This window comes from Bacillus sp. LL01 (assembly GCF_001037965.1).
Window position 1 is genome coordinate 376456 of record NZ_LFEL01000001.1, and the last position, 22682, is coordinate 399137.

The 22682-nt window shown below is 40.7% G+C and carries 20 protein-coding genes; 6 read left to right on the forward strand and 14 right to left on the reverse strand.

The features are described 5' to 3' along the window. Positions 1-118: 118 nt before the first annotated feature. The 4 genes from AB685_RS01860 to AB685_RS01875 all read left to right on the forward strand — a co-directional run bounded on the left by AB685_RS01860 (position 119) and on the right by AB685_RS01875 (position 4543). Positions 119-1879, forward strand: a complete 1761-nt coding sequence (locus AB685_RS01860; RefSeq protein ID WP_047968849.1) for a sensor histidine kinase — start codon at positions 119-121, stop codon at positions 1877-1879. Beyond that, a complete protein-coding gene (locus AB685_RS01865; protein WP_047968850.1) occupies positions 1872-2600 on the forward strand; it encodes a LytTR family DNA-binding domain-containing protein in 729 nt (242 codons plus the stop codon). The genes AB685_RS01860 and AB685_RS01865 overlap by 8 nt, the downstream gene beginning before the upstream one ends. A gap of 125 nt (positions 2601-2725) precedes the next feature. Further along, complete coding sequence (locus AB685_RS01870; RefSeq protein ID WP_047968851.1) at positions 2726-4177, forward strand: carbon starvation protein A; 1452 nt, start codon at positions 2726-2728, stop codon at positions 4175-4177. A 117-nt stretch (positions 4178-4294) separates the two neighbouring features. Further along, positions 4295-4543, forward strand: coding sequence for a hypothetical protein (locus AB685_RS01875; RefSeq protein ID WP_047968852.1), 249 nt, complete (start codon positions 4295-4297; stop codon positions 4541-4543). A gap of 29 nt (positions 4544-4572) precedes the next feature. Here AB685_RS01875 and AB685_RS01880 read toward each other — a convergent pair whose 3' ends face one another. Continuing rightward, positions 4573-5376 (reverse strand): alpha/beta hydrolase, encoded by an 804-nt coding sequence (locus tag AB685_RS01880; protein ID WP_047968853.1) that lies wholly within the window; start codon positions 5374-5376, stop codon positions 4573-4575. Positions 5377-5549: 173 nt separating this feature from the next. Here AB685_RS01880 and AB685_RS01885 point away from each other — a divergent pair, with 173 nt between their 5' ends. Then, positions 5550-6299: a DUF4397 domain-containing protein gene (locus AB685_RS01885; RefSeq protein ID WP_047968854.1), complete on the forward strand. Its 750-nt coding sequence runs from the start codon at positions 5550-5552 to the stop codon at positions 6297-6299. 517 nt (positions 6300-6816) lie between these two features. Here the strand turns inward: AB685_RS01885 and AB685_RS30060 are convergent. From AB685_RS30060 to AB685_RS01895, 4 genes are all read right to left on the reverse strand, one after another. Then, a complete protein-coding gene (locus AB685_RS30060; RefSeq protein ID WP_010193870.1) occupies positions 6817-6945 on the reverse strand; it encodes a YjcZ family sporulation protein in 129 nt (42 codons plus the stop codon). A 43-nt stretch (positions 6946-6988) separates the two neighbouring features. Next, on the reverse strand, positions 6989-7081 hold the full coding sequence (locus AB685_RS30065) for a YjcZ family sporulation protein (protein ID WP_082153461.1): 93 nt from the start codon (positions 7079-7081) through the stop codon (positions 6989-6991). A 252-nt stretch (positions 7082-7333) separates the two neighbouring features. Then, entirely contained in the window at positions 7334-7921 is a 588-nt protein-coding gene (locus AB685_RS01890; RefSeq protein ID WP_047968855.1) for a YpmS family protein, read from the reverse strand. A gap of 11 nt (positions 7922-7932) precedes the next feature. Further along, entirely contained in the window at positions 7933-8838 is a 906-nt protein-coding gene (locus AB685_RS01895) for an SGNH/GDSL hydrolase family protein (protein WP_053073695.1), read from the reverse strand. 145 nt (positions 8839-8983) lie between these two features. Between AB685_RS01895 and AB685_RS31170 the strand changes: the two genes are divergently transcribed. After that, positions 8984-9136 carry a hypothetical protein gene (locus AB685_RS31170; RefSeq protein WP_157860688.1) on the forward strand — a complete coding sequence of 51 codons (153 nt, stop codon included), beginning with the start codon at positions 8984-8986 and terminating at the stop codon, positions 9134-9136. A 23-nt stretch (positions 9137-9159) separates the two neighbouring features. Here the strand turns inward: AB685_RS31170 and AB685_RS01900 are convergent, their stop codons facing one another. The 9 genes from AB685_RS01900 to AB685_RS01940 form a co-directional block, all read right to left on the reverse strand. Then, positions 9160-9741 (reverse strand): SCO family protein, encoded by a 582-nt coding sequence (locus AB685_RS01900; protein WP_047968856.1) that lies wholly within the window; start codon positions 9739-9741, stop codon positions 9160-9162. A gap of 635 nt (positions 9742-10376) precedes the next feature. Further along, complete coding sequence (locus AB685_RS01905; RefSeq protein ID WP_053073696.1) at positions 10377-13139, reverse strand: VWA domain-containing protein; 2763 nt, start codon at positions 13137-13139, stop codon at positions 10377-10379. Then, positions 13123-14925: a VWA domain-containing protein gene (locus AB685_RS01910; RefSeq protein ID WP_047968857.1), complete on the reverse strand. Its 1803-nt coding sequence runs from the start codon at positions 14923-14925 to the stop codon at positions 13123-13125. The genes AB685_RS01905 and AB685_RS01910 overlap by 17 nt, the downstream gene beginning before the upstream one ends. Positions 14926-14930: 5 nt before the next feature. Continuing rightward, complete coding sequence (locus AB685_RS01915; protein ID WP_047968858.1) at positions 14931-15794, reverse strand: DUF58 domain-containing protein; 864 nt, start codon at positions 15792-15794, stop codon at positions 14931-14933. A 5-nt stretch (positions 15795-15799) separates the two neighbouring features. Beyond that, entirely contained in the window at positions 15800-16807 is a 1008-nt protein-coding gene (locus tag AB685_RS01920) for a MoxR family ATPase (protein ID WP_047968859.1), read from the reverse strand. Further along, positions 16808-18391, reverse strand: coding sequence for a hypothetical protein (locus AB685_RS01925; protein WP_047968860.1), 1584 nt, complete (start codon positions 18389-18391; stop codon positions 16808-16810). It abuts the gene before it with no gap. A 7-nt stretch (positions 18392-18398) separates the two neighbouring features. Further along, entirely contained in the window at positions 18399-19244 is an 846-nt protein-coding gene (locus tag AB685_RS01930; RefSeq protein WP_047968861.1) for an ABC transporter permease subunit, read from the reverse strand. After that, entirely contained in the window at positions 19244-20176 is a 933-nt protein-coding gene (locus AB685_RS01935; RefSeq protein WP_047968862.1) for an ABC transporter ATP-binding protein, read from the reverse strand. Before AB685_RS01935 ends, AB685_RS01930 begins: the two co-directional genes overlap by 1 nt. Beyond that, positions 20173-22614, reverse strand: coding sequence for a hypothetical protein (locus AB685_RS01940; RefSeq protein ID WP_047968863.1), 2442 nt, complete (start codon positions 22612-22614; stop codon positions 20173-20175). Before AB685_RS01940 ends, AB685_RS01935 begins: the two co-directional genes overlap by 4 nt. Between the last annotated feature and the right edge of the window lie 68 nt (positions 22615-22682).

Below are 22682 nucleotides of genomic sequence, written 5' to 3' on the forward strand. Positions count from 1 at the left end.
ATCAAAAGGTGGGTTACGCTTTTTTCTTTTGGACCCACATTCATGAGTTAAATCTTAACCTAAGACATTGGATATGCTACCATTATCACATCACGAAAAACCTTTGGAGCGTGAACGAATGTTTGAATTATTACTTACTATGCTCGAACGGCTTGGAATCATTGTAACAGTGGCCTTCATCATGACAAGACTTCCGTTTTTCAGGCAACTAATTAACAGGCAGCAGATAGGACGAGATCAGCAATTTTATGCCATTCTTTTCTTTGGCTTCTTCGGAATAATAGGTACATACACAGGGCTAACCTTCAGTACGGAAACTTTGGGCTTCAACCGGTGGATTACGGAATTAAATCAATCGGAAGCAATTGCTAATTCCCGTGTAATTGGTATCGTGATGGCCGGTCTTCTTGGTGGATACAAAGTGGGAATTGGTGCCGGGCTGATAGCAGGTATCCACCGCATGAGTTTAGGTGGGTTCACTGCTTTTTCCTGTGGATTTTCCGCCATTGTAGCTGGATTGCTAGCAGGCTTTATAAGAAGTAAATACAAGGGAAAACGGATTAGTGTAACGGTAGCCCTATTAACTGGTGCATTGGCGGAAGCGATACAGATGGGCATTATCCTCATCGGGTCCCAGCCTTTTGAGCGAGCATTGAGTCTTGTTGAAAGCATCGGACTACCCATGATATTGGCAAATGGAGTTGGTTCTGCCCTCTTCTTCCTGATCATTTTGGCAGTGGTAAATGAAGAGGAAAAAGTAGGAGCCGTTCAAGCACAAAAAGCGTTGTCACTTGCCGAAAACACGCTCACTCATCTCCGGAAAGGCTTAAATATAGACTCAGCTGAGGAAACGTGTAAAATCATTTACAATGAAGTGAACGCAAGTGCTGTTGCCATGACAGATAAGGAACAGATCCTTGCCCATGTAGGCATAGGAAATGATCACCACCGTCCCCTCTCACCCATTCAGACATATAGTACTAAGCAAGTACTTGAGCTTGGAAACCTTCTGGTGGCCGGTAAAAACGACATCCAATGCCAGGACTCAACCTGCCCATTAGGTGCCGTTGTAATTGCACCATTAAAAAAGAGGGAAGAAACGGTAGGAACACTCAAGTTCTATTTCTCTTCTGAAAAGGATATCGATAATGTCGTTATTCAACTCATAAAAGGGCTCAGCTCACTAATGAGCCATCAGTTGGAAATATCGGATGCTGAAAAGGCCTCCAAACTAGCGAAAGAAGCGGAAATAAAGGCACTTCAAGCTCAGATAAGTCCACACTTCCTGTTTAACTCTTTAAACGTGATTGTATCCTTGATAAGGACAGATCCGAAGAAGGCGAGAATGCTTCTTGTTTCCCTGTCCCGTTTCTTCCGTCAGAATCTTAGTGCAACAACTGAAAAATGGACGACTTTGCAAGAGGAACTAAAACATGTACAGGCATATCTTTCTGTAGAAGAAGCACGATTTGTAGACCGCCTTTCCGTGCAATATGATGTGGAGGACTCTGCCATGCCTTTTCTGGTACCTCCCCTATCTCTACAACCTATCGTGGAAAATGCCGTCAAGCATGGACTTAAGGATTTAAAAGAAAATGGTCATATCTATATACAAATTAAGAAATTACCGACGGATATTTCTATCTCTATTACCGATAATGGGATAGGAATGTCTAAGGAGCGAATTTCCTTACTTGGTCAGGAACTAGTTTCATCCACTACCGGAACAGGGGTGGGACTGTATAATATCAATAAGAGGTTGACAATGATGTTTGGAAACGAGTCCAAATTGAATTTTCATAGTGCGCTAAACAAGGGTACCACCGTTTCCTTCAGTATTCCAAAAAGATTAAACAAGGATGAATTGCCAAATGAATAAACTAAAAACCATAATAGTGGATGATGAACGGTATAGCCGCGATGAATTAAAACACCTGCTGGGAGGATATGATTCCATACAGATTGTAGGAGAAGCAGCATCTGGGGAAGACGCGCTGGTAGCATGTATGCAACATCAGCCGGATGTCGTTTTTCTGGATATCGAAATGCCGAAAATGAATGGGCTGGATGTTGCCAAGCATTTGAAAGAATTGAAAAAGTCACCCCTCATTGTTTTTGCAACAGCATATCCAAACTTTGCTGTGGAAGCTTTTCGATACGAAGCCGTCGATTACCTGTTGAAACCTTATGAGGAGGAACAGCTAGAAGAAACCATACACCGTCTTCATAAGCTTCTGTATGAAGGTAAGGAGGTATTACCTGCTACCGCCTCCTCAAAACTTGCTGTAGAACATGATAATGAAATTTATTATCTTAATCCTTTGGACATTCTTTATATCAGCCGTGATGACAGGATATCCCGTATTAAGACTAAGGAAGCAAACTTTGAATCAAAGCTCGCCTTGAAAGACCTGGAAGAAAGGCTAGTCAGCTACCCATTCTTTCGAATCCATAAAAGCTATATTGTAAACTTAAACTATGTTTCAAAACTGATCCCATGGTTCAATGGAGCCTATATGCTCGAACTTACAAACAGCACCGAAAAGCTTTCAGTAAGTAGAAATTATGTGAAATCTCTCAGAAATAAACTTGAACTCTAACATGTCAGTGCTCAAAACTGACATGTTATTTCTCTTTACATACATCTTGAACATAGTTCCTCCAAATGTAAGCCTTTTCATCCTATAATGATGATACTCCAAAAAACAGAGAGGGGTCATCATTCATGTACACATTTATTGCAGGTATTATCTTGCTTATTTTAGGTTATTTCATTTATGGAAAATTTGTAGAAAGAGTTTTCGGAATTAACGATACACGAAAAACTCCAGCTTATTCTAATCAGGATGGGGTAGATTATCTCCCATTAGGGAAACACAAGAACTCCTTGATTCAATTATTAAACATTGCAGGCGTTGGACCGATCTTCGGACCAATTCTAGGTGCACTATACGGACCTGTGGCATTTTTATGGATTGTATTAGGATGTATTTTTGCAGGAGCTGTCCATGACTACTTGACCGGGATGATATCCATCCGAAACCGTGGAGCGCATTTACCTGAATTGGCGGGGAAATTTCTCGGTAAATTCATGAAACATACGGTTAACGCTTTTGCCATTTTACTTCTGCTTTTGGTTGGAACCGTTTTCGTAACCGCACCAGCTGGCTTGATTCATACACTTGCTGACGGAAGCATTGGGCTTGCTGTTATCATTTTAGTAATTTTCATCTATTACATTTTCGCAACCATGCTACCTATTGATAAGGTAATTGGCCGATTATATCCGATCTTCGGAGCATTATTGTTAATTAGTGCATTAGGTGTCGGAGCATCACTTGTCATTACAGGCGCTCCTATTCCTGAATTAAGTTTTACGAACATGCACCCTGATAACGTGCCTATCTTCCCGTTATTGTTCTTAACGATTTCATGTGGAGCTCTTTCAGGTTTCCATGCAACACAAACGCCTATCATTTCAAGAACGACTCAAAATGAAAAGCAAGGACGTCGAATCTTTTATGGCATGATGATTGCAGAAGGTATCATTGCCATGATCTGGGCTGCTGCAGGTATGAGCCTATTCAACGGATCTGCTGGCCTAAGTGAAATTCTGGCAAATGGCGGACCTGGTGCAGTAGTAAGTGAAGTATCCGTTACAATGCTAGGTGCAATTGGGGGTACGATGGCTGTCATCGGTGTTATAATTCTTCCAATCACATCTGGAGATACGGCATTTAGAAGTGCTCGTATGATTATCGCAGATTATTTCAATCTTTCTCAAAAGAAAATTATAAGCCGGATATGGATTGCAGTTCCACTTTTCATTATCTCATTTATTTTAACGAACATTGATTTTGAATTATTGTGGAGATATTTCTCTTGGGCTAACCAATCTACAGCTGTCATTGCCTTATGGGTGGGAGCGATGTATCTCTTCATTGCCAGAAAGCAATACTATATCGCCATGATTCCTGCAATATTTATGACAATGGCTACAACAACTTATATCCTGAACGCTCCTATCGGATTCCGTTTGCCGATCGAAGCTTCCTATATCGGTGCTGCAATGTTCACCATTGTCATTATCGGGTTGTTTTATGTTAAAGCAATTGCTGCCCGCAAAACGGACTTTGAATTAGATGCTAATGATCTACCAGATAAAAAAGTTGCCTAACAGAAGGAACTTGAGCTTGTCCAGAAAGAGATTCAATATCTCTGGACAAGCTTTTTATTTGTTGGCATAAAAGTAAACCTTTCTGAAAAACCTAACGGAAAAGGAGGCGGAATAATAATGACATCCCCTTATCTATGTCCAAATTGTAAAACAAACCGTTCACGTTTCAATATTATTGAACAAGTGGCAAAGTCCGTTAAGTTGAACCCACAATCGGGTGAAGTGGTGGAGGAATATACATCCGGTAGCACAGATCCTTTTCATATTCCCTATAAGGGTCCCTCCCAAAAAATTCAATGTGCCACTTGCGGACAGGTTGATGAGGAAATAACCTTTATTAAGCACGCAGAATACAAAAAAGGATAAAAGGTCTCGTTTGAGGCCTTTTATCCTTTTTACTTGTTTTTTGTATCAGATAAAAATCTATTCAAGGTATCTATGATAACTTGTGGCTCCTCCAGCATTCCCATGTGACCGGATTCATCCAGAAGAACCTGTGTTACATGATCCCCTTCAGTTACAAATGTCTTTTCGGGCGGGATGATTTGATCTTCTTTTCCAGCAACAAGCAAAAGTGGTTTTGTAAATTCACTTAGAAATTCCGTTTTGTCGGCTCTATTTTTCATTGCTTCAAGTGCACCGATTGCTCCATTTTTCTTGGTTGAAAATCCAATTGACTTTGTAAACTCCACTTCACCCTTGAAAGGTTCAAAATTCTTCGGGGAGAACAGCTTTTTAGCCAGCTCATCAATAAATCCATTGATTCCATTTGACTGAATTTTTTCTATCGCTTTTTCTCTCCCTTTTTTCCCTTCCTCTGAATCTGGAAATGTTGTGGAATGAACAAGACCCAACCCTTCAATATATTGCTCATATCTTTCTGCAAATGATAATGCGACATAACCACCAAGGGAGTGTCCAATAATGGATGAACGTTCAATTTCCAGCTTGTCCAGTAACAGTTTCAAGTCATCAGCCATATCATCGATGCTAAAAGAATCTTCTGAGACAGTAGATTGGCCGTGACCTCTTAAGTCGATGGCGATTACTCGGTAATATTGAGACAATTCTTCCATCACATATTTCCAGTACCCATGCGACCCACAGAAACCATGAAGAAGCACGACCGTCTGCCCGACACCTCTATCCTCATAAAACAAGGCCACATCGCTCTTAATAATGCTTTCAAATTCTTCCATCCTATTTGCCCCCTTTTGGTTCGTCTTCCATTAACTTACCACTGAATCCATATTACTAAACACACCTCTAAAGTGGATGCCTTCAAATAAAAAGAATTTAACTAAGGTTAATAATCGAATTTCCTTTGCATATCCATGTACCAACAGAAGTTATTGGAGGTGTTGAGACGTAGATGTCCAATGATGATCATTTCTTTTGCGCAGTGCAATACCAAATGCTTGCTGATTACTTCAAATATGTGGACCCGGAAAAGCATATCTACTTTTATAAATTGCACTTCCTCCACATTCAGAAGTGGTTATATTATGGACAAAATAGGGAGAAAGATAATTCGAACCCTGGTACCTTGCCAAAAATAAGGTTTTTACATGCTTCACCGGGCACACCTGACTTGGACGTAATTATCAACAATACCCCTGTACTCAGAGACCTCCGTTATACGAACAGTAGCGGTTATATCGAATCACTACAAACTGACATGCAGATTTCTATCAATCAATCTAGGACAACAGGTTCCCCTCTTCTTTCCGGATTTATTCAACTTTCACCGGATACCGCCTATACCCTGGCTATAGCTGGCAGCAGAGATAAATTGCAATTTATAGTGATTGAAGATGAACCTTCTCTACCACAAAGCGAATCAAAATTACGTTTCTGGCATCTATCTCCAGATGCCCCATCAGTAGACATTGCTGTGAAAAAAGGAGATGTGGTTTTCTCAGACATTTCTTTCACAGAGCTTTCGGAATATCTTGGGTTGACGCCTATGACCGCTGATTTAGAAGTTAAACTTGCAGGAACAAAAGATGTCGTCCTGCCACTTAACCGTGTCAGCTTAAAGCCTGATCTCGCATATACCATCGTTGCAGTAGGTCTTGTTGATGGTAACCCAGGACTTGAAGCTATTTTTCTTGTTCCCTGATAAGGAGCATGGATTAAGAAAAACCGCCCGGTCCTTTAATGCTAGATATTGAGTTAGCCTCCGCTGCTCCTTTCCGCAAATGGCTGCGCTTTCCACGGGGCGACCTTGAGCCTCCTCGGCGTTCGCCTGCGGGGTCTCAAGATTGTCGCTACTCCCCCGTAGGACAAGGAAGGCTACGGCAGCGATACATCGCACGCTGAAAATGCTCGCATTTTCAAGGAGTCTTCACCATTTGCTCCAATCCACAGCTAGAAACCATTCACCTGTTTAAGATAGTTTTTAGTTATCCTTTCGATGAATGAAACCACCTTGTTGATTGCAGTGGAAGGCGCGCAGACTCCCTGTGGGAGGAAGGGACAGGGGAGACCCCGCATGCTTGCCGAGGAGTCTCCCGGACCGCCCACTGGAAAGCGAAGCGCCTGGAACGGAAATCAACAGAGTTTATACTTTCTTATCTTTTTTAAAAAAACAAAATGCTCAATCAGTGACTGATTGAGCATTTTGTTCTACAATTAGATTAGCACCAAGCAGCGCCAACGATGATAAGAAGAATAAACAATACTACGATTAACACGAAAGAGCTTCCGTAACCACCGCCGTATCCTGCACCTGCTACTTGACCGTAACCGCAACCACACCAACTCATAGCTGTCACCTCCTCTACAAATAATTTCATTTATGCATGGTAACTAGCAGTGAAGTATCCCTGCACCAACAATCACCAATAAAATAAACAGAACAACAATTAACGCGAATCCCGATCCGTAACCAGAACCACTCATGCTCTACACCTCCCCTTCTTTCCTAATACTTAATGTATTCACACAGAGTCTAATGGTAAAGGCAAATGCCCAGTTCCTAAAAATTTGGGTGGTTTTTTATCCCGCATGCTTGCCGAGGAGGCTCCCAGACCGCCCGCTGGAAAGCGAAGCGCCTGAAACGGAGATTAACAAAATTTTATACTCTCTTAACTGAATATAAAAAAGGCTTTCCAAATGATCAACCTCGACCATTTGAAAAGCCTTTCACTTAAATTAATCCTCTACAGGAACCAACAATCGGAATCTAATATCATTATTTTCTACATCAAATTTAGTAAATTCCACTTTGGTATCACTTTGTAACTCCAATTCTTGCAGTGCAACGTAAATACTCTGCTCATTTGGAATGATCTTCACCCAGGGTGGTAGAGGATAGTTATCTGCAACATATTTAAGTACCATAGAAACTGGTACTTGCAATCTGCCGATAGACATGGAGTCCTGCTTTAAAGCGACATCTCCATTCTCTTGTACTTCCGGTACGAATGTCATTGTCAAGGGGATTTCTCTTTCAAATACCTTCATTTCTCCCCTTAGTTCCACTCGATCTGTCAATGTCACTTCATAGTTCAACGGCCTTCTTGTTTCTCTCTCAAGATAATAACGAATAAGTTCGTTAAGGTCTTCCTTATCAGATTGGATGTTGAATGCCACCCTTTTTCTATCATCGCCATTGCCGTTCAGCTTGAAACTCGAATGCTTTGGCAGAAATACCATAAAGATGGCTGCTCCCGCAATCAGAATATTAATAATAAGCAAACTAATAAATGCTATTCTCCAATTAATTACTCTTTTCACCATAATCCTCTCCACTACTCTTCATCTAACATTTCTTCCGCTGTACTATCCTCATTAAAACGTTTAATTTCTTCAATAATATTATTTCCTATTAACTGATACCCTTTTTCATTGGGATGAAACTGGTCATCGTCAAGAAGATTCTCTTTAGGATCAATAAAAATATCCTGGATCGGAACGTAGGCAGTATTAGGGTACCCATCCAAAACGGAAACAGAGGTAGCGTTCCAATTTGTAACAACCTCATTCATTTCATCTATTTCCTGAAAAAATTGATAAAAGGGATTAAACAATCCAACAAGATATATCCTACTGCTGTCATTGTGACTTCTAACCTCGCTTAATACACTGTCCAACCTATCTGCATATAATTTCTGTTCTTTGTCAAATAGGGAAAAAGTCAAATCCAAGAAGTTTTCCCTAATGACCTTCATTAAGTCATTTCCACCAACCGTCATAAATATTACATCCGCCTCTGCCAGTGCTTCTTGCACTTCAGGGTCCTCCAATCTTTTTAACAAGTGATTGGTACGGTTTCCCCTTACTCCAAGATTAGTCACACTGACATCATCTATATAAGGTTTACTTTCATAATACTGTTGCACAGCAGTGGTAAACCCTCCTTGTTTAGTCTTGTCACCTACCCCCTGAGTCAAGGAGTCACCAAAAAACACTAGCTTGAAGGAACGATCAAAAAACTCCTCTGTTACTTCTTCCTTTTCTTCAATATTCATTGTCTTATTTTGATTTCCAGCCTCTTCCTCTTTCTTGAAAAAATCTTTAAAGAGTGGCTTTTCACTTTGGCTTTCTCTGCGCTCTTTCGCTTTCTCCAGCACATAGCTTGAAGAATTTTCTGAGGAACAACTAACCATACTAACTATTATGAGACCCAATAGGGCTATTTTCCAGAATTTCATCATTAAACATTCTCCTTATTGTTTAAGGATCGAATTGTAGTTCTATAGAATTACGACAGTATTAATTTTATAACATACTCTAGTATATTTTTCAAAAGCTTACGATTACTTACTGTTATTAATTTGTATTTAAAAGGAGCAGATAACGATGGAAAAACATTCGAACGAGAAAGAAATACTTGCATGTAATGAGGAGGTTTCCAAAGAGCTTTTTTCCAAAGAACTGCATGTCATTGTAACGGATGGTCTAAATGCCAGCAGAGACGTTGAAGAGGAAATGAAACAGCCGGATCATTCTTAAAACAAGTGATCCGGCTGATACTACTATTGGTTTTGAAGGATCTTGATGTGCTCCAACACTTCTTCATAGGGCACATCAAGACCGTTATAACTTTTTATGATAATTCCTTCTTGATTGATCAAGTAAATGCTTGTTCCGTGCACAACTTCTCCACCATTTTTGGGTTTTGCCACAATCGTTTTGAAGTTTTTCGGACCAAACTTTTCGATTTCTTTTTGAGAATATCCTGTTAGAAAGTTCCATGTTGAAAAGTCTGCCTGGAAGTTTTCTCCAAACTCTTTCAGAACTTCCGGGCTATCCACTTCCGGGTCGACCGAGAAAGAAAGAAAATGCGCATCAAGCTTTTTTTCTTCCACCATTCTTTGAAGTCTTGCCATATTGGCAGTCATCGGAGAACAAACAGTTGTACAATTTGTGAAAACCATATTTGCTACTGTGATATCCCCTTTCATATCCTCTAGACCAAATTCCTCATTTTCCTGGTTTATATATTGAAAATTTGCCAGCTCCCAATCCGTTGTATCCGGTATTTCAGAATTGGCACTGCATGATGCAAGAATAATAGTGCAAAGACCAATAAGTAATAATCTCCAGTTTTTCCGCAAGAACTTCACCTTATTTCCTATAAGTAATTTACCAATCAAATCGTATCACTATTTGTAGGAAGATAAAAGAAACTCAAGTTGAAATTCATAAAAATAACACAATTTCGTTAGAAAAACCGCCCGGTCCTTTTGAAAAAAATATCATTAGATGTTTGAATAATCGCCTCATTTAGATAGTTTTTAGTTATCCTTTCTGTGAATGGTATTACCTTGTTGATTGTAGTAGAAGGCGCGCAGACTCCTGCGGGAGGAAGGGACAGGGGAGACCCCGCAACGGAGTGAGGAGGCTCACGGACCGCCCGCTGGAAAGCGAAGCGCCTGGAACGGAAATCAACAGAATTATATGCTTTCTTATTCTTTTAAGAAGGCTATTTTCGTAAACTTTGTTGCTTTTTCGTATTTATCAACTAACCGTTATATTCCTTACTGTCGTGCTCTTTTCCTGGGCATACAGTGTGAACTACAGGCCTATTTCAGAATAGATAAGCTGTGAAAAACCCAAAGGCCGATTTTTCTTGGTAAAAAGTCCAATGGCCGACTTTTTACTAGTGAATAGCAACAATCTTTGAGAAAAGAGCCTTTAAGAAAGGAACACAAATGCAAAGAGGATAACCTTTATGGTTACCCTCTGCCTGTCATCTTCGCTTTCTGTTTTTTGCCCTCAGCAATTGATTCATCCGGTCCTCTGAAGCTTTTGTTTCTTTAGGAGGCTGTTCTTTTTCTTTTACAGGCTTCCATTCTGGCATCTCTTCCATTTTCGGTTCATCCCGTGTTACAGTCTGTTTTTTAGAATGAAGAGATTTACGATTTGTAGCGGGTAATTTCCACTTTCTCTCTTTCTTTTTAGCGTCTTTACTATCCGCCTTCTTCTTCCAAAAGAAAAGTGAAATCAAACCAAAGCGCCTTACGAAAATCTCGATAATCAAAAGGAAAAAAGCCAGAATAACAAATGGCAGCCAGACCGTTTGACTTTGATAGACATTTTTATGCCAAGGGCGGAACGCTTCACTTGGATTTTCCAATACTCTACCGTTTTGATTAGTTGTAATGGTCTCCAATAAATCCATATTAACTGGCCTTTGTTCAAACTCGGTTGAAAAAGGTACAACCATGCCGCTCATAAATGTAGAAACGGTCTCTCCTTCCTCCTCTTGTTTTACGTTGAGGAAGTAGATGTCCGGTAGGGCTGCAAATTCAATCTCATATTGTCCGGGACCTACCATCTTACTCTTAGCATCTTCAATGATCTGACCTTTGTTGTCGGAGACAGATATGGATATCGGCATCAATATTTCATTTATTGCTTCCACTTTAAGCGTCGCCTTTCCTCCGTTTACAGAGGTGGTGATATCATATGCCCCTTGTTCATAGGACGGCAAAGACCAATTCACCATTTCGTTCCAAAAAGCGGTCCATTCCCCCCATGATGGAAATCCTCCGCTCCAGGCACCGGACACGTCAGAAGTCCAGGCTATGGTTCTGCCAAGACCGTAATTCATTCGAGCAAGAATCGGATCTTCTTTTTCACTCGCTATGATCTGTTCAGCTCTCGATTTAAGAGTGGTTGCAATGTAAGTGTTGAGGAATGGCGTGCCACTTTCAAACCTTTTTGACCAATCATATCCACCATATACGGTTGGTACATGTGGATTGTCTTCTATATATGTTTTAGTCGTAAGTGCGGTTTCCCTCGAAAGTATACTTGGGACAGCGCTTGCTTCATATACCTCGTAAAATCTTCCTGTACCCATTTCAGCCAGTTCTTCGAGTAAAGAAGTATCTGCATCTCCACCAATTGCCACAGTGGATAATGTCACATTTTTGGTTAATCCCTCTTCGATGATTTCGTCATAGGGTCCGTCTTCTGATTGACCATCTGTTAAAAGAATAATATGCTTCCGCTTTAAATCCATTTCATTCAATTGTTCATAAGCCAGGCTTAGTGAGGGGAAAATATCTGTTCCTCCCCCAAGAGCTGTCGAACGGATCGCTTCAATGACCTCATCTTTATTCTTAATTGGTTCCGTCTCCACAACCGTCCAAGGCTCGGTGTCAAAGGCGATAAATCCAAATGTATCTTCTTCCTTCAAAAGCTCGACGGACCGGGCTGCCGCTTCTTTGGCCAATTCAAACTTTTCCCCCATCATACTTCCTGATCGGTCCAAAACGATGATTAAACCAAGAGAAGGGATTTCCTTTTTCCCTTTCACATCCATATCCACGGGAAGAATTTTCTCAATCGGTGTTTGAAAATAACCACCGAGGCCATATGATTCATTGCCTCCTGTCATAATAAACCCGATACCAAAATCCCTAACCGCTGTTTCTATAAGCTCCATCTGATTACCACTGAGGAGGTGACCGGATACATTATGAAAGATGATAGTATCATACGCAAGAAAGCCACCAAGTGTCGTTGGCAATAAACTTGGATGAAGACGGTCCACCTTCCAACCACTTACATCCAATGCATTGAACACATTATCTCCGATTCCATCCTGGTCAACCATAAGTACTTTAGGTTGACCAGATACTTGTGTCAATGAATGAGAAATGTTGTTTTCCACAATCTTGTCATCAGCGGGAAAAATTTCCGCCTTGAATGTGTACAATCCAGGGTCGGTTAATGGGAATGAATAAGAATAATTATTTTCCCCTTTAGCTACTGCAATCTCCTCTTTAATTATGGTTTCATTATTCTGAGTGATATGTAACGTTGCAGTCGTGTCCATATTGGAAACTAAGCCCACCTGGAAGGGAACCGCCTCCCCTTCAAAGCTTGATTGCGGTGTATAGAAGGATTGAATTGATACATCCTCCACATTAGGAGGCTGAAAGGCTAACGCATCAATCTCAATGTTTCTGCCGGCAAGAAAGGTGGACTGTCTGACACTGTTACCAGTTGTTTCTACTCCATCGCTCATTAATACAATTCGACCTTTACGATTTTCGGGAATATAATTTGCAGCAAACTTTAAACCCTCTTCGATATTGGTGAATTGATGGTTATCATTTACTGAAAGTTGCCGAACCGTCTCCAGCTGATTAGTAAAGGAACGTTCTAGTGTCGGACTATTTGCAAAGGTGACGACACTATAGCTGTCCTCCTGCTTCTTATGCCTGATTGCTTCATTGATAGAGGAAAGTATTTCACCCTCCATCCGTTTGACACTGTCTGACTGGTCTACAAGAAATACAGTATGTGTTCCATTCACAGGATACAAAAGTGACGGCATACAAAGGCCAAGAATAAGTAAAAGGTAGATGATGCTCCTTAAAGATAAGATGATATATTCCTTTTTGCGTTTTGGTCTCTTTTTACGCCAAAACAAAGCCAGGCTAAAAATTACCGGAATAAGAAAAAAAAGCATGAGAGGGTGTTCAATTTGAAATTCCACGTCTATAAACCTCCCATTCTACCAATAGTACAACTAGAGCAAGCGCCAAAAACAGGTAGGAGATTTCCTTACTTGTTGTTTGCGCCTCATCATCTGCGGAAGAAACGGCCGATATGGTAAAGCTTTCTTCCGTTTGAATCGATTTTTCTGAATCCTCAAGCAAGACATAGAGATGCTTGGATACTGTTTTGTTTTCTTTGATTTCATTAAGAGTATATAATCCGGGTGTCACCGGAAGACTTATCGGTTGATCGAATGAATCAGATGTGAATACTAGATTTTCTTTTATATCAAAGAGTTCCACCTTTTTAACATCGGAAGCGGGAAAATAATCCAGGGACTGACCGGGATAGAAATAACCTAGCATATTCTCATTTTGGATCAATTCCTGAATTGCATGGAACATGAACAATGGGAATCCGGGATGCAGTGGCCAATCACTGGCACCTAGATCAAAGGTGACGACAATAATGGGATCGCCTTCATATGTTCCGGAAAGAATCAATGGTGTCCCTCCACGGCTCGCAACCACATCCAATGACTTAAAGTCTTCAGATTGAAATGCATTCTCCACATAAACCTTCTCGATTTCAACTGACTGCAGCAATGGGTGATTGGGATAGGAAATGACATCACCGAAAAGCTCTGTGGCTTTCCCTCCATCTTCTGAAGATAGGAATATTAACTTCGGCCCAACCGGCCATTCGGCTCTGGTTATTCCCTTTATAAGATGAACACCATCATAACTGTTCAACTCATCCGATTGTGAAGAAAGGTGAATGACATTAGTACTTGCAATTTCTACAGCCTTTCTCGCAAAGGGGTGTATGTCTTTATGAACATATACGGTCGGATCCTGTTGTTGGACAAGGAAAGTGTACTGCTCATTATCAAGAAGATATTGTTCATCTCCGCTCACTTCCGCCTTATACATACTGGATAAAGGAAGATTTTCAAGATAGATGGTCTTTACCTTGTCCGCTTCTACGGTCTCGGAAACCTGTTGTAAAACTTTGGTCTTGTCATCATATATGGTAAGTTCGAGATCTTTAGTTTCCTTCCCTTCATTTTTCACGGTAACTACTCCAACTACATTATTATCACGAACAGCTACACCGAATGTTTCTACAGCCAGATTCTCATGCGTAATTCCCAAATTATGTGTGTAGAAGGCAGTGCTATCATGGAAGTCCAATGCAGTCTCCTTGGAGAAATTGTCCGTGAGTAATTGTATGTTTCCTTTTTCCTCCCCCAGAAGGTTTTTTGCCATATGAATGGAATCGATCAGATTCGCGGAAGCGTAAGTGGCTTGCAACTCTTCCACAACTTCCAGCACTTCTTTTTTCGATTTGCCTCTTTCCAACAGTATTTCGGGAGTCTCTTTCGCCAATATCACAGTCAACTCTTGGTTATTGACTTTATCCAATGTCTGCACCATTTTCTTCTTCGCCAATTCCAGCCGTGACTCCTCCCCTTCCAGGGCGGTCATGGAAGCGGAAGTATCGACAATGAAAATAATATGGTCTCCTTCAATTCCTTCCTTTTCAAAGTATGGCTGCGTTAAAGTGAAAATAAGAAATAATAGTGCCAGTAGCTGGAGATATAAAAGAAGGTGGTGTTGCAGTTTCCTCCACCAAGCTTGAGCTTCAAATTCATTCATCCATTCCTGCCACAGCAACACTGAAGGAATAGATTTCATTTCATATTGCTTCCTGAAAAAATACATCATGATAACGAGTAGTAAAAATGCACTGAACCAAAAATATATTGGTGCTGTAAATCCCATTCCTATCACCTAATCCAACCTTTTGAGGTCATCCTTTTAAATAGAATATCTTCCACTTTCTCCGCGGTACTGCACATTAGATATGAGATCCCCCTTTCAAAGCAGAAGCTTTCAAGCATCTCCATCCTCTTTTGCATTTTTTCTTTATAATTTTTTCTCGTATAATCGGAAACTGTTACATTGACTTCCTGATTGGTTTCACTGTCAATAAGCATAAAATCCCCATCAAAACTAGGGCTCACTTCATCTTCTTCCAATACTTGCAGCAAATAAATTTGCTGTCTGTTGGCTTGAATTAACTTTAGCGTGTGAATGATAGAGTCAAGAGGTTCCATCAAATCTGTGATGACAATAGATACACTGCTTTTCCTTTGTACATGTTCTCCTACTGTTTCAGAGAATAGTAAGGAGGATTCCTTAGCTTTTATCTCCTCTACATATTGCATCATCTGAAAGAGGTGCCCTTTCCCTTTTCGATATAAGTAAGGTGCCTGTACACCGTGTACGTCGATTATTGAAATCCGGTCATCCTGACTAAGCCCCAGATACGCAAATGATGCAGTAAGCGTTTTGGCAAGTTTCCATTTGTCAGGAGAACTGGCCATGGAATTAGTGCAATCCAGATAAATCGAAGCAGACAATTCCTGTTCATCAAGATACCGTTTAATATAATGCTTTTGGGTGCGAGCATAAATATTCCAATCCACTTGTCTCAGGTCGTCACCCTGCTCATACATGCGATAATCGGAAAAATCGTGGGACGCACCGAATCTCGTCGATTTTCTTGTTCCTTTATGCCAGCTTCTTTTGAGTTTTCCGGCTTGAAGCGTATATGATTGCAACTGTTTTGTAATCGTAGCATTCAACATATCACTTACCTGACATTCAACACTTTATCAATGTGCTGGATTGCATCTTCAAGAATAAGATCTTTTTTTATACCGGAAGCCTCTCCTTCAAAATTCATAAACAGACGGTGACGGAGGACAGGTATGGCAGCATGCTTTATATCCCCTTTCGAGACATGGAAACGACCTGAACAGAACGCTCTGGCTTTTGCCACCTTAATTAAACTTTGGACACCACGTGGACCCACACCATATCGTACATATTTCTTCACGAGCTCACTGGCATGTTCTTGTTCGGGATGAGTTGCCATGATAAGGTGAACCGTGTAGTCCAACAACTCCTGTGAAACTAGTATTTCCCTTACCGCCAACTGGATTTTTTGCATACTCTCCGTATTCAAGAGTTTTTGAACTTGATAGGATTCAGTTCCTGTTGTCCTTTTGATAATCTCATACAACTCTTCCTTTTTCGGATAACCCATGTTGATTTTCAAGAGAAAACGGTCCATCTGTGCTTCCGGTAATGGGTAGGTTCCTTCCATGTCTATAGGGTTTTGTGTTGCCAGCACGAAGAATGGGGATGCTACCGTTCTTGTTTCCCCCATGATAGTGACGGTATTTTCAGCCATTGCCTCCAAAAGGGAACTCTGTGTTTTCGGAGTTGCACGATTTATTTCGTCCGCCAGAACTATATTGGAGAAAATCGGGCCTTCATGAAACACGAAAGACTGCTTGCCGTTTTCATGTATTTCAATCATTTTCGTACCGGTAATATCTGAAGGCATCAAGTCAGGAGTGAATTGTATTCTAGAAAAATTGAAGTTTAAAACTTCTGATATCGTTCGGATGAGCATGGTCTTCCCCACACCTGGCATACCTTCAAGTAATGCATGTCCATCTGAAACCATGGCCCAAAGCAGTTGTTCGATTACTTCCTCCTGCCCTACAATCACCTTGCCAATCTCTTGTTTTACTTCGTGCAATGTGTCCTGAAATAATTTCAGTTCCTTTTCTTTCTCTTCCAAACTAATCACTTAATTAGCTCCCTTCGGATCCACTTCACTAAAATATTGTTTGACGATGTTTTCTAATCTTGAAGGCAATTGCATTCTATCGAGCGATTCTCTGTAGGATTTTTCATAGGAAGAGAACACTTCCCCATATGGTCTTGCTTCCCCTCTTAATGTCGGGGAGTCTGGGGCATCTTCATATTCCGATTGTCCTTCCCCTGTAGCGCCGCCGTCTGTTTCATTTTGTATGTCACTTTGTATGATGGATGGAACCGTAAAGGTCTGCTCACCCACACCTTTTCCTGCACCAGGCCCACCTTGACCCTGACCTTGGCCCTGACCTTGACCCTGACCTTGACCCTGACCTTGACCCTGACCTTGTCCCTGACCTTGGCCTTGACCTTGTCCCTGACCTTGGCCTTGACCTTGACCTTGGCCTTGTCCCTGACCTTGGCCCTGACCTTGACCTTGGCCTTGGCCTTGACCCTGGCCTTGATTTTGGGCTGTTTGATTCGAGGATGGATTGTTGGAATTAGATAACGTCAATTTTGAAGGATTCATACCAGCCTGTGACATTTTACCGTATTGGTTTGTAGCAGCTGATTGAAGTGCATTTTGCAGTGCTTCCATATCAGACAATGCTGCGATGTCCTGTAACAGCTCCTCTAGTTGTTCCAATAACGCCGCCAAATCCTCTTCGGACATTCCATTAATATCCAATTCCTCTTGATCAAGGAGACTTGCCGAAAGTTCAGTAATTTCCTGTTTCTCCTCTTGTGATAAAGAGCCTATTTTATTTTTCATTTCATTCAGAAGTTTTTCAAGTTCTTCATTTTTACTATTCAATGCAAGGTTTGCCATGGAGTTTTCTGGTTGATCTTTTGCAAGCTCTTTTAGACTAGTTTCTTTCTCTTTCAGTTCCGCCAGCTTTTCGTTCAGCTTGTTCTCTTTCTCCATAAGCTCCTTCAACAATTCATCTGCCTCTTTTTTTTCTTGAAGCTCTTTGAGGGCTTCCAGTTCTTCTTTTAATCCCTGTTTATCCTGAAGATCCTCTGCATTCTTTTTCACTTCCTCCAAGGTCTCTTCCACAAGCTCCCTTTCTGCTTCTACCGCTTGCGCTTCCTGCATCTTACTATTTGGAAACAGGATCAACAGGACCGCTGCACCTGTTATGAATAAAGTAAACAAGAGTATCCTAGGGTGGACATGCCTTAACTTTGCTTCCATGATTTTATTCTCTTTTTTTCTCAAATACTTTAGTGCCTCATTGCGCTGAAGCTGTGCCAGCAAGGAAGAATCCTCGACATAGTCAAGCGAAGTGGTAAGTCTGTCCTCTTCCAGGAATTGATCAGAGAATCTTGCCGCATCCATTGTGGATGGCCTTTTTCTCCAATACAGAATAAAAACTGCAGCAAACGTCGCCACTCCAATCCAAATAGCTTTCTCAAGCAGATATGGAGTGACAACAATTCTTGCCAATAAAACAACAACTAAAAAACTTGCGCAACATGCCAGCAATGCATATTGCGTCTGTTTTGAAAGTTTTTGTAGTCTCAGTTTTCTTCTGATGGACATGAGAAACCTTATAATCTGTTCATTTTCCTTCATTTTACATCTACCCTTTACGTGGTTTCATATTTGGGCGTAATTTTTTTATACTGAGCAAAATCAAAATCACTGAGATAATAATGTAAGAACAGACTAATCCAACACCCAAATGCATATCAACACCTGTGATTGTTTTCAACTCCATTGCCGCCCCCGGCTCGAATAATGCCAGCATGACACCAAAAGGATTAAACATGGCAATAAAGTATGGAATAGGATTGGTCTGCGGGCCGGTTCCACCATATTGAGTGAAGCTTATCGTGAACATGGTGATGATAGCAGTCCCCGCAGCTAAAAAGAAAGCCACTCCATATGTACAAACCATCGCAACAATTGTCTTTCTTATTAATGTTGAGAAGAAAACCCCGATACTTCCCAAGGTAGCCATGGAAAGTAGATAAACTCCGAAAGTTAAAAGCAAAAGCTTTGGTGAGATTCCGCCAAACAGAAACACAATGCTATATAGCGGCAAGCTGGAAATAACAATTAATAACAGGAACGAAAGTGATGATACCAGCTTGCTGACAATGATACTTGAGGAAGACTGTTGGGTAGTCAGCAGAATATTTAGGGTCTGCTTTTCCCTTTCACTGCTGATGATTCCAGCTGTCAATCCCGGAGTCATGAAGAAAATCAAGGCAAGTTGGACAAATGCCAAGATCATGAACATGTTTCTACTGTTTTCAGCCCGGAACATCCCCATTGTGTTATAACGGGTTTCCATATAGATATAGAACAAAGCGATCAGGCCAAGCACGCCCAGGTAGAAAAAAATGCCTAAGAAGCTCTTGAAGCTCCTGAAACGCAACTTGAATTCTTTGTTTAACATGGGGTTGATTAATTGTGCCTTCATTATTCCACACCCTTTGTAATTTCTAAGAAGATGTCTTCAAGGTTTGATTCTTCCTGACTTAGACTGAGAATCATCACACCTGAATCCAATGCATTCCTGAGTAAAGCTACTTGCTCCTCATCCGACCCTTCAAAGGAGAAGGAGAGGAGATTCTCCCTCTGCTCGCTGACTTGGATATTTGAAATGCTAGGAATATCTTCGAAGTAACTTATCGCTTTCTCCAAGTCTTGTAGAATCAGAACCCTTAATACTTTATTCGCCTGCAACTGTTGATGGATCTGTTCAACCCTTCCTGTTGCCACAAGCTTCCCACCGTTTATCACACCAATCTCGTCACACATTTCAGCAAGCTCTGGAAGTATATGAGAAGAAATCATGATGGTTTTGCCCATGCTCTTCAGTTCCCTTAAGATTTCTCTCATTTCAATTCTTGCCCTTGGATCCAATCCAGATGCAGGTTCATCCAAAATAAGCACTTCAGGGTCATGTATCAATGCTCTCGCAAGACAAAGACGTTGTTTCATCCCTCTTGATAATACATCCACATAGGCATCCTTTTTATCTGTTAGATTCACAAGCTCGAGAAGCTGTGGAATGAGCTTTTGCCTTTCCGCTAAAGGAATACCGTAACTGGCTCCATAAAAATCAAGGTATTCGTCTGTCTTGAATTGATCATATACACCAAAGAAATCAGGCATATAGCCGATAAATTTACGAACCATTTTAGGATTTTTTGTAACATCATATCCATTCACAAAAGCGGTTCCAGATGTAGGTGCGAGCAAGGTGGATAGAATAGAGAATGTCGTTGATTTTCCTGCGCCATTATGACCTACAAAACCGAAAACAGTTCCCTTTTCAACCTTCAAATTCAGTGAATCCAATGCTGTGAATTTTCCATATTTTTTTGTAAGATTAATGGTCTCTATCATTCTTTTAACTCTCCCTCTACCTGGACTCCTGGCACTTGTATATCGCTATCCATATTATCTAAGACCTTCACTGTTAGTACAAAGGTTCCCTGCTCACTTATGTAGTCTGCAAGATTCCCCTCTAAAGTTATGGAAGCTTTATTCTCAAGGGGTTCCAGCTCCCCTTTTTTCTGATTAACTACAAAAAACTCCATATTTCCATTTCTTGAACGCAGCTTTATTTTCAAGTCATTGATTACCCCACTTGAATAATCTACCATTTCCGGAAGGGTATAAGTGAAATCATACGTTCCTCCACCTAAATATACATATGGCTCACCAAAATCAAGTCCATTGTGATGGATCATACCTGTTGCATTTTCTGAGACAGCTATGCTTGGAGATAGGTTTTCCTCTGTAAAGCTGAAGCTTCCTCCACCAGAATTATTAATTGAAACCGGTAAAACTACCAGATGTGAGGCATTGGATTTAGCTGACTTTCCATCCACTTTAGTCCCCATTAATCCTTTCGTTACATATCCGACAATTATCGGCTGATCAGCCATGGAGAAAACATCTTTTCGATTTAAAAGTAAATCTAGCATCTGAAACTTCTTATAATCTTCTAGCTCGTGTTTTTCTATCTGGTTAGATCCTGGTCCATAATGGTAATAGCTTGTAAACTTCGGAAATGCCTTAGTGGCAGAAGAATTATTAGGTGCTGTCATCGCATTGGCAATATTCCCACCGGATAATTCATAACTGATATTTACGGTTTCTCCCGCTTTAATATTTCCGAGTGATTCGGAATTCTTTCCTGATAGGAGGAACGCATCCTTCAGTTCATACTCTAACTGATTGGAAACTGTCCCTTGAACTTTGCCATCTTTTACGAAAATATCATAGTTGATCTTACCAACTGGCACAGCATTCACATTACCTATACTCGAACGTGTTGACCAATACTCTACATTATTGTAGGTAATATCCGTACCCATTGATGTAGAGTTGATATAAGCGTAATTTTTCATCAGATCGAAATTTTGATTATAGCCATACATTACAGGAAATAGCGTTGCATGGTCATCTGTTTCCAACTTATAACTTCCGCCGCTGTTCGTTAAAAGACTGGCTACTCCATAACCGCTTGCTGTTTCGGTCTGATTATCTAACAACAGAATGCTCGCCTCATTCACCTGCGTTCCTGCAATTCTATCCTTCGCCCCAATTCCGAAAACCGCTATACTTGTAAAAATGGCGATGGTTGGAATGACCCACCATGCCTGTTCACGCTTATCCGTTCTCTTTAGAACAAAATAGAGAACCGGAATTAATAGAATTAAATAAATGACAAACGCGCCAATCAGTAATGGCACTGACACAATTGAACCAGGAAAAGCTTCACCAATCGGGCTTAACTGGTGAGATAACTCCTCCATGACAGGTGCCTTATAATAGTTCGGGCTTTTAGTGGTAACCTTTTGAAGTACACTGTTCCACCAGGTATTCCCTTCGTTCCACTCCCCCCATAACGGAGATGACAGATTACTAGTAATCTGAGTAACAGTCCCTGTACCAACATTGTTAAATAGGGAGATAGGAATATCTCCATCCTTTGTCACGACCGTCGCTTCATTTTGAATAATATTTCCTGTGAAAATCGGCAGATCAGGGAAATTGCTTTCCTGATTCAGCTTTAAGATGGTGGTTTCCCCTTTCGGATCTAAGAGCATAAAATCTTGAAGTTCCCCAAGATCCTGTCCAAGTCCTACTTTCGTGTCAAACATTAACGATCCGCCATTTTGGACCCAACTCTTAATTGCCTGTTGTTGTTCCGAAGTCAATGTGGACAACGGAAAATCATGAACTAATAGCACATCGAACATTTCCATGCCAAAAGATTCGTTCGGAATATTTTCGTTAGAAATATTTAAAAGTTCCATGCTCTCAGATTGATATTTAAACAGTTTTAAAAAATTTACGGCGTCATGGTTGTTACTAAGAACCCCCAGAACCACTCTGTTATCCCCGATATACCTCGGTTGGGCATTTGTATTCCCGGTCAACTTTACTTCTTTGCCCTTTTCAACGCCACCTTCAAAAAAACTGACAACGTTACTTTTAGTACCTGACTGATTATAAGAAAAATGGTCGGAAGTCCCCTTTACCGCAAGTTCTAGAGTTTTTGAACCCCCTGCTTCCAATTCAATGGGAATGACATAGCTTCCCGCCATATTATATGTAGGACTTGAAAATATTACAAAATCCCCTTTTACCGCATCTCCTTTATTCACAACTTCTATCCTGATAGGATGACCTTTCCCCATCTGGACTTTATTATCCACCCCATATTCCACCTTCACTTCTAACTTTGCTTCTGCACCTGTGAATGTCGGAAACAGGAATAGACTGATAATAATAAGCAATAAACAGTGTTTCAGCTTCCCCAATGTTCTCACTTTCTCTTCCCCCTAAATGTTAACAATCTCTCTTTTTTACATAACTATATCTAAGACGTATAATAGAA

Excerpts from the sequence above, each read along its gene's own strand:
- AB685_RS01860 (WP_047968849.1), top strand. The coding sequence starts at position 119 with ATGTTTGAATTATTACTTACTATGCTCGAACGGCTTGGAATCATTGTA.
- AB685_RS01865 (WP_047968850.1), top strand. The coding sequence starts at position 1,872 with ATGAATAAACTAAAAACCATAATAGTGGATGATGAACGGTATAGCCGC.
- AB685_RS01870 (WP_047968851.1), top strand. The coding sequence starts at position 2,726 with ATGTACACATTTATTGCAGGTATTATCTTGCTTATTTTAGGTTATTTC.
- AB685_RS01875 (WP_047968852.1), top strand. The coding sequence starts at position 4,295 with ATGACATCCCCTTATCTATGTCCAAATTGTAAAACAAACCGTTCACGT.
- AB685_RS01880 (WP_047968853.1), bottom strand. The coding sequence starts at position 5,376 with ATGGAAGAATTTGAAAGCATTATTAAGAGCGATGTGGCCTTGTTTTAT.
- AB685_RS01885 (WP_047968854.1), top strand. The coding sequence starts at position 5,550 with ATGTCCAATGATGATCATTTCTTTTGCGCAGTGCAATACCAAATGCTT.
- AB685_RS30060 (WP_010193870.1), bottom strand. The coding sequence starts at position 6,945 with ATGAGTTGGTGTGGTTGCGGTTACGGTCAAGTAGCAGGTGCAGGATAC.
- AB685_RS30065 (WP_082153461.1), bottom strand. The coding sequence starts at position 7,081 with ATGAGTGGTTCTGGTTACGGATCGGGATTCGCGTTAATTGTTGTTCTG.
- AB685_RS01890 (WP_047968855.1), bottom strand. The coding sequence starts at position 7,921 with ATGGTGAAAAGAGTAATTAATTGGAGAATAGCATTTATTAGTTTGCTT.
- AB685_RS01895 (WP_053073695.1), bottom strand. The coding sequence starts at position 8,838 with ATGATGAAATTCTGGAAAATAGCCCTATTGGGTCTCATAATAGTTAGT.
- AB685_RS31170 (WP_157860688.1), top strand. The coding sequence starts at position 8,984 with ATGGAAAAACATTCGAACGAGAAAGAAATACTTGCATGTAATGAGGAG.
- AB685_RS01910 (WP_047968857.1), bottom strand. The coding sequence starts at position 14,925 with ATGGGATTTACAGCACCAATATATTTTTGGTTCAGTGCATTTTTACTA.
- AB685_RS01915 (WP_047968858.1), bottom strand. The coding sequence starts at position 15,794 with ATGTTGAATGCTACGATTACAAAACAGTTGCAATCATATACGCTTCAA.
- AB685_RS01925 (WP_047968860.1), bottom strand. The coding sequence starts at position 18,391 with ATGAAGGAAAATGAACAGATTATAAGGTTTCTCATGTCCATCAGAAGA.
- AB685_RS01930 (WP_047968861.1), bottom strand. The coding sequence starts at position 19,244 with ATGAAGGCACAATTAATCAACCCCATGTTAAACAAAGAATTCAAGTTG.
- AB685_RS01935 (WP_047968862.1), bottom strand. The coding sequence starts at position 20,176 with ATGATAGAGACCATTAATCTTACAAAAAAATATGGAAAATTCACAGCA.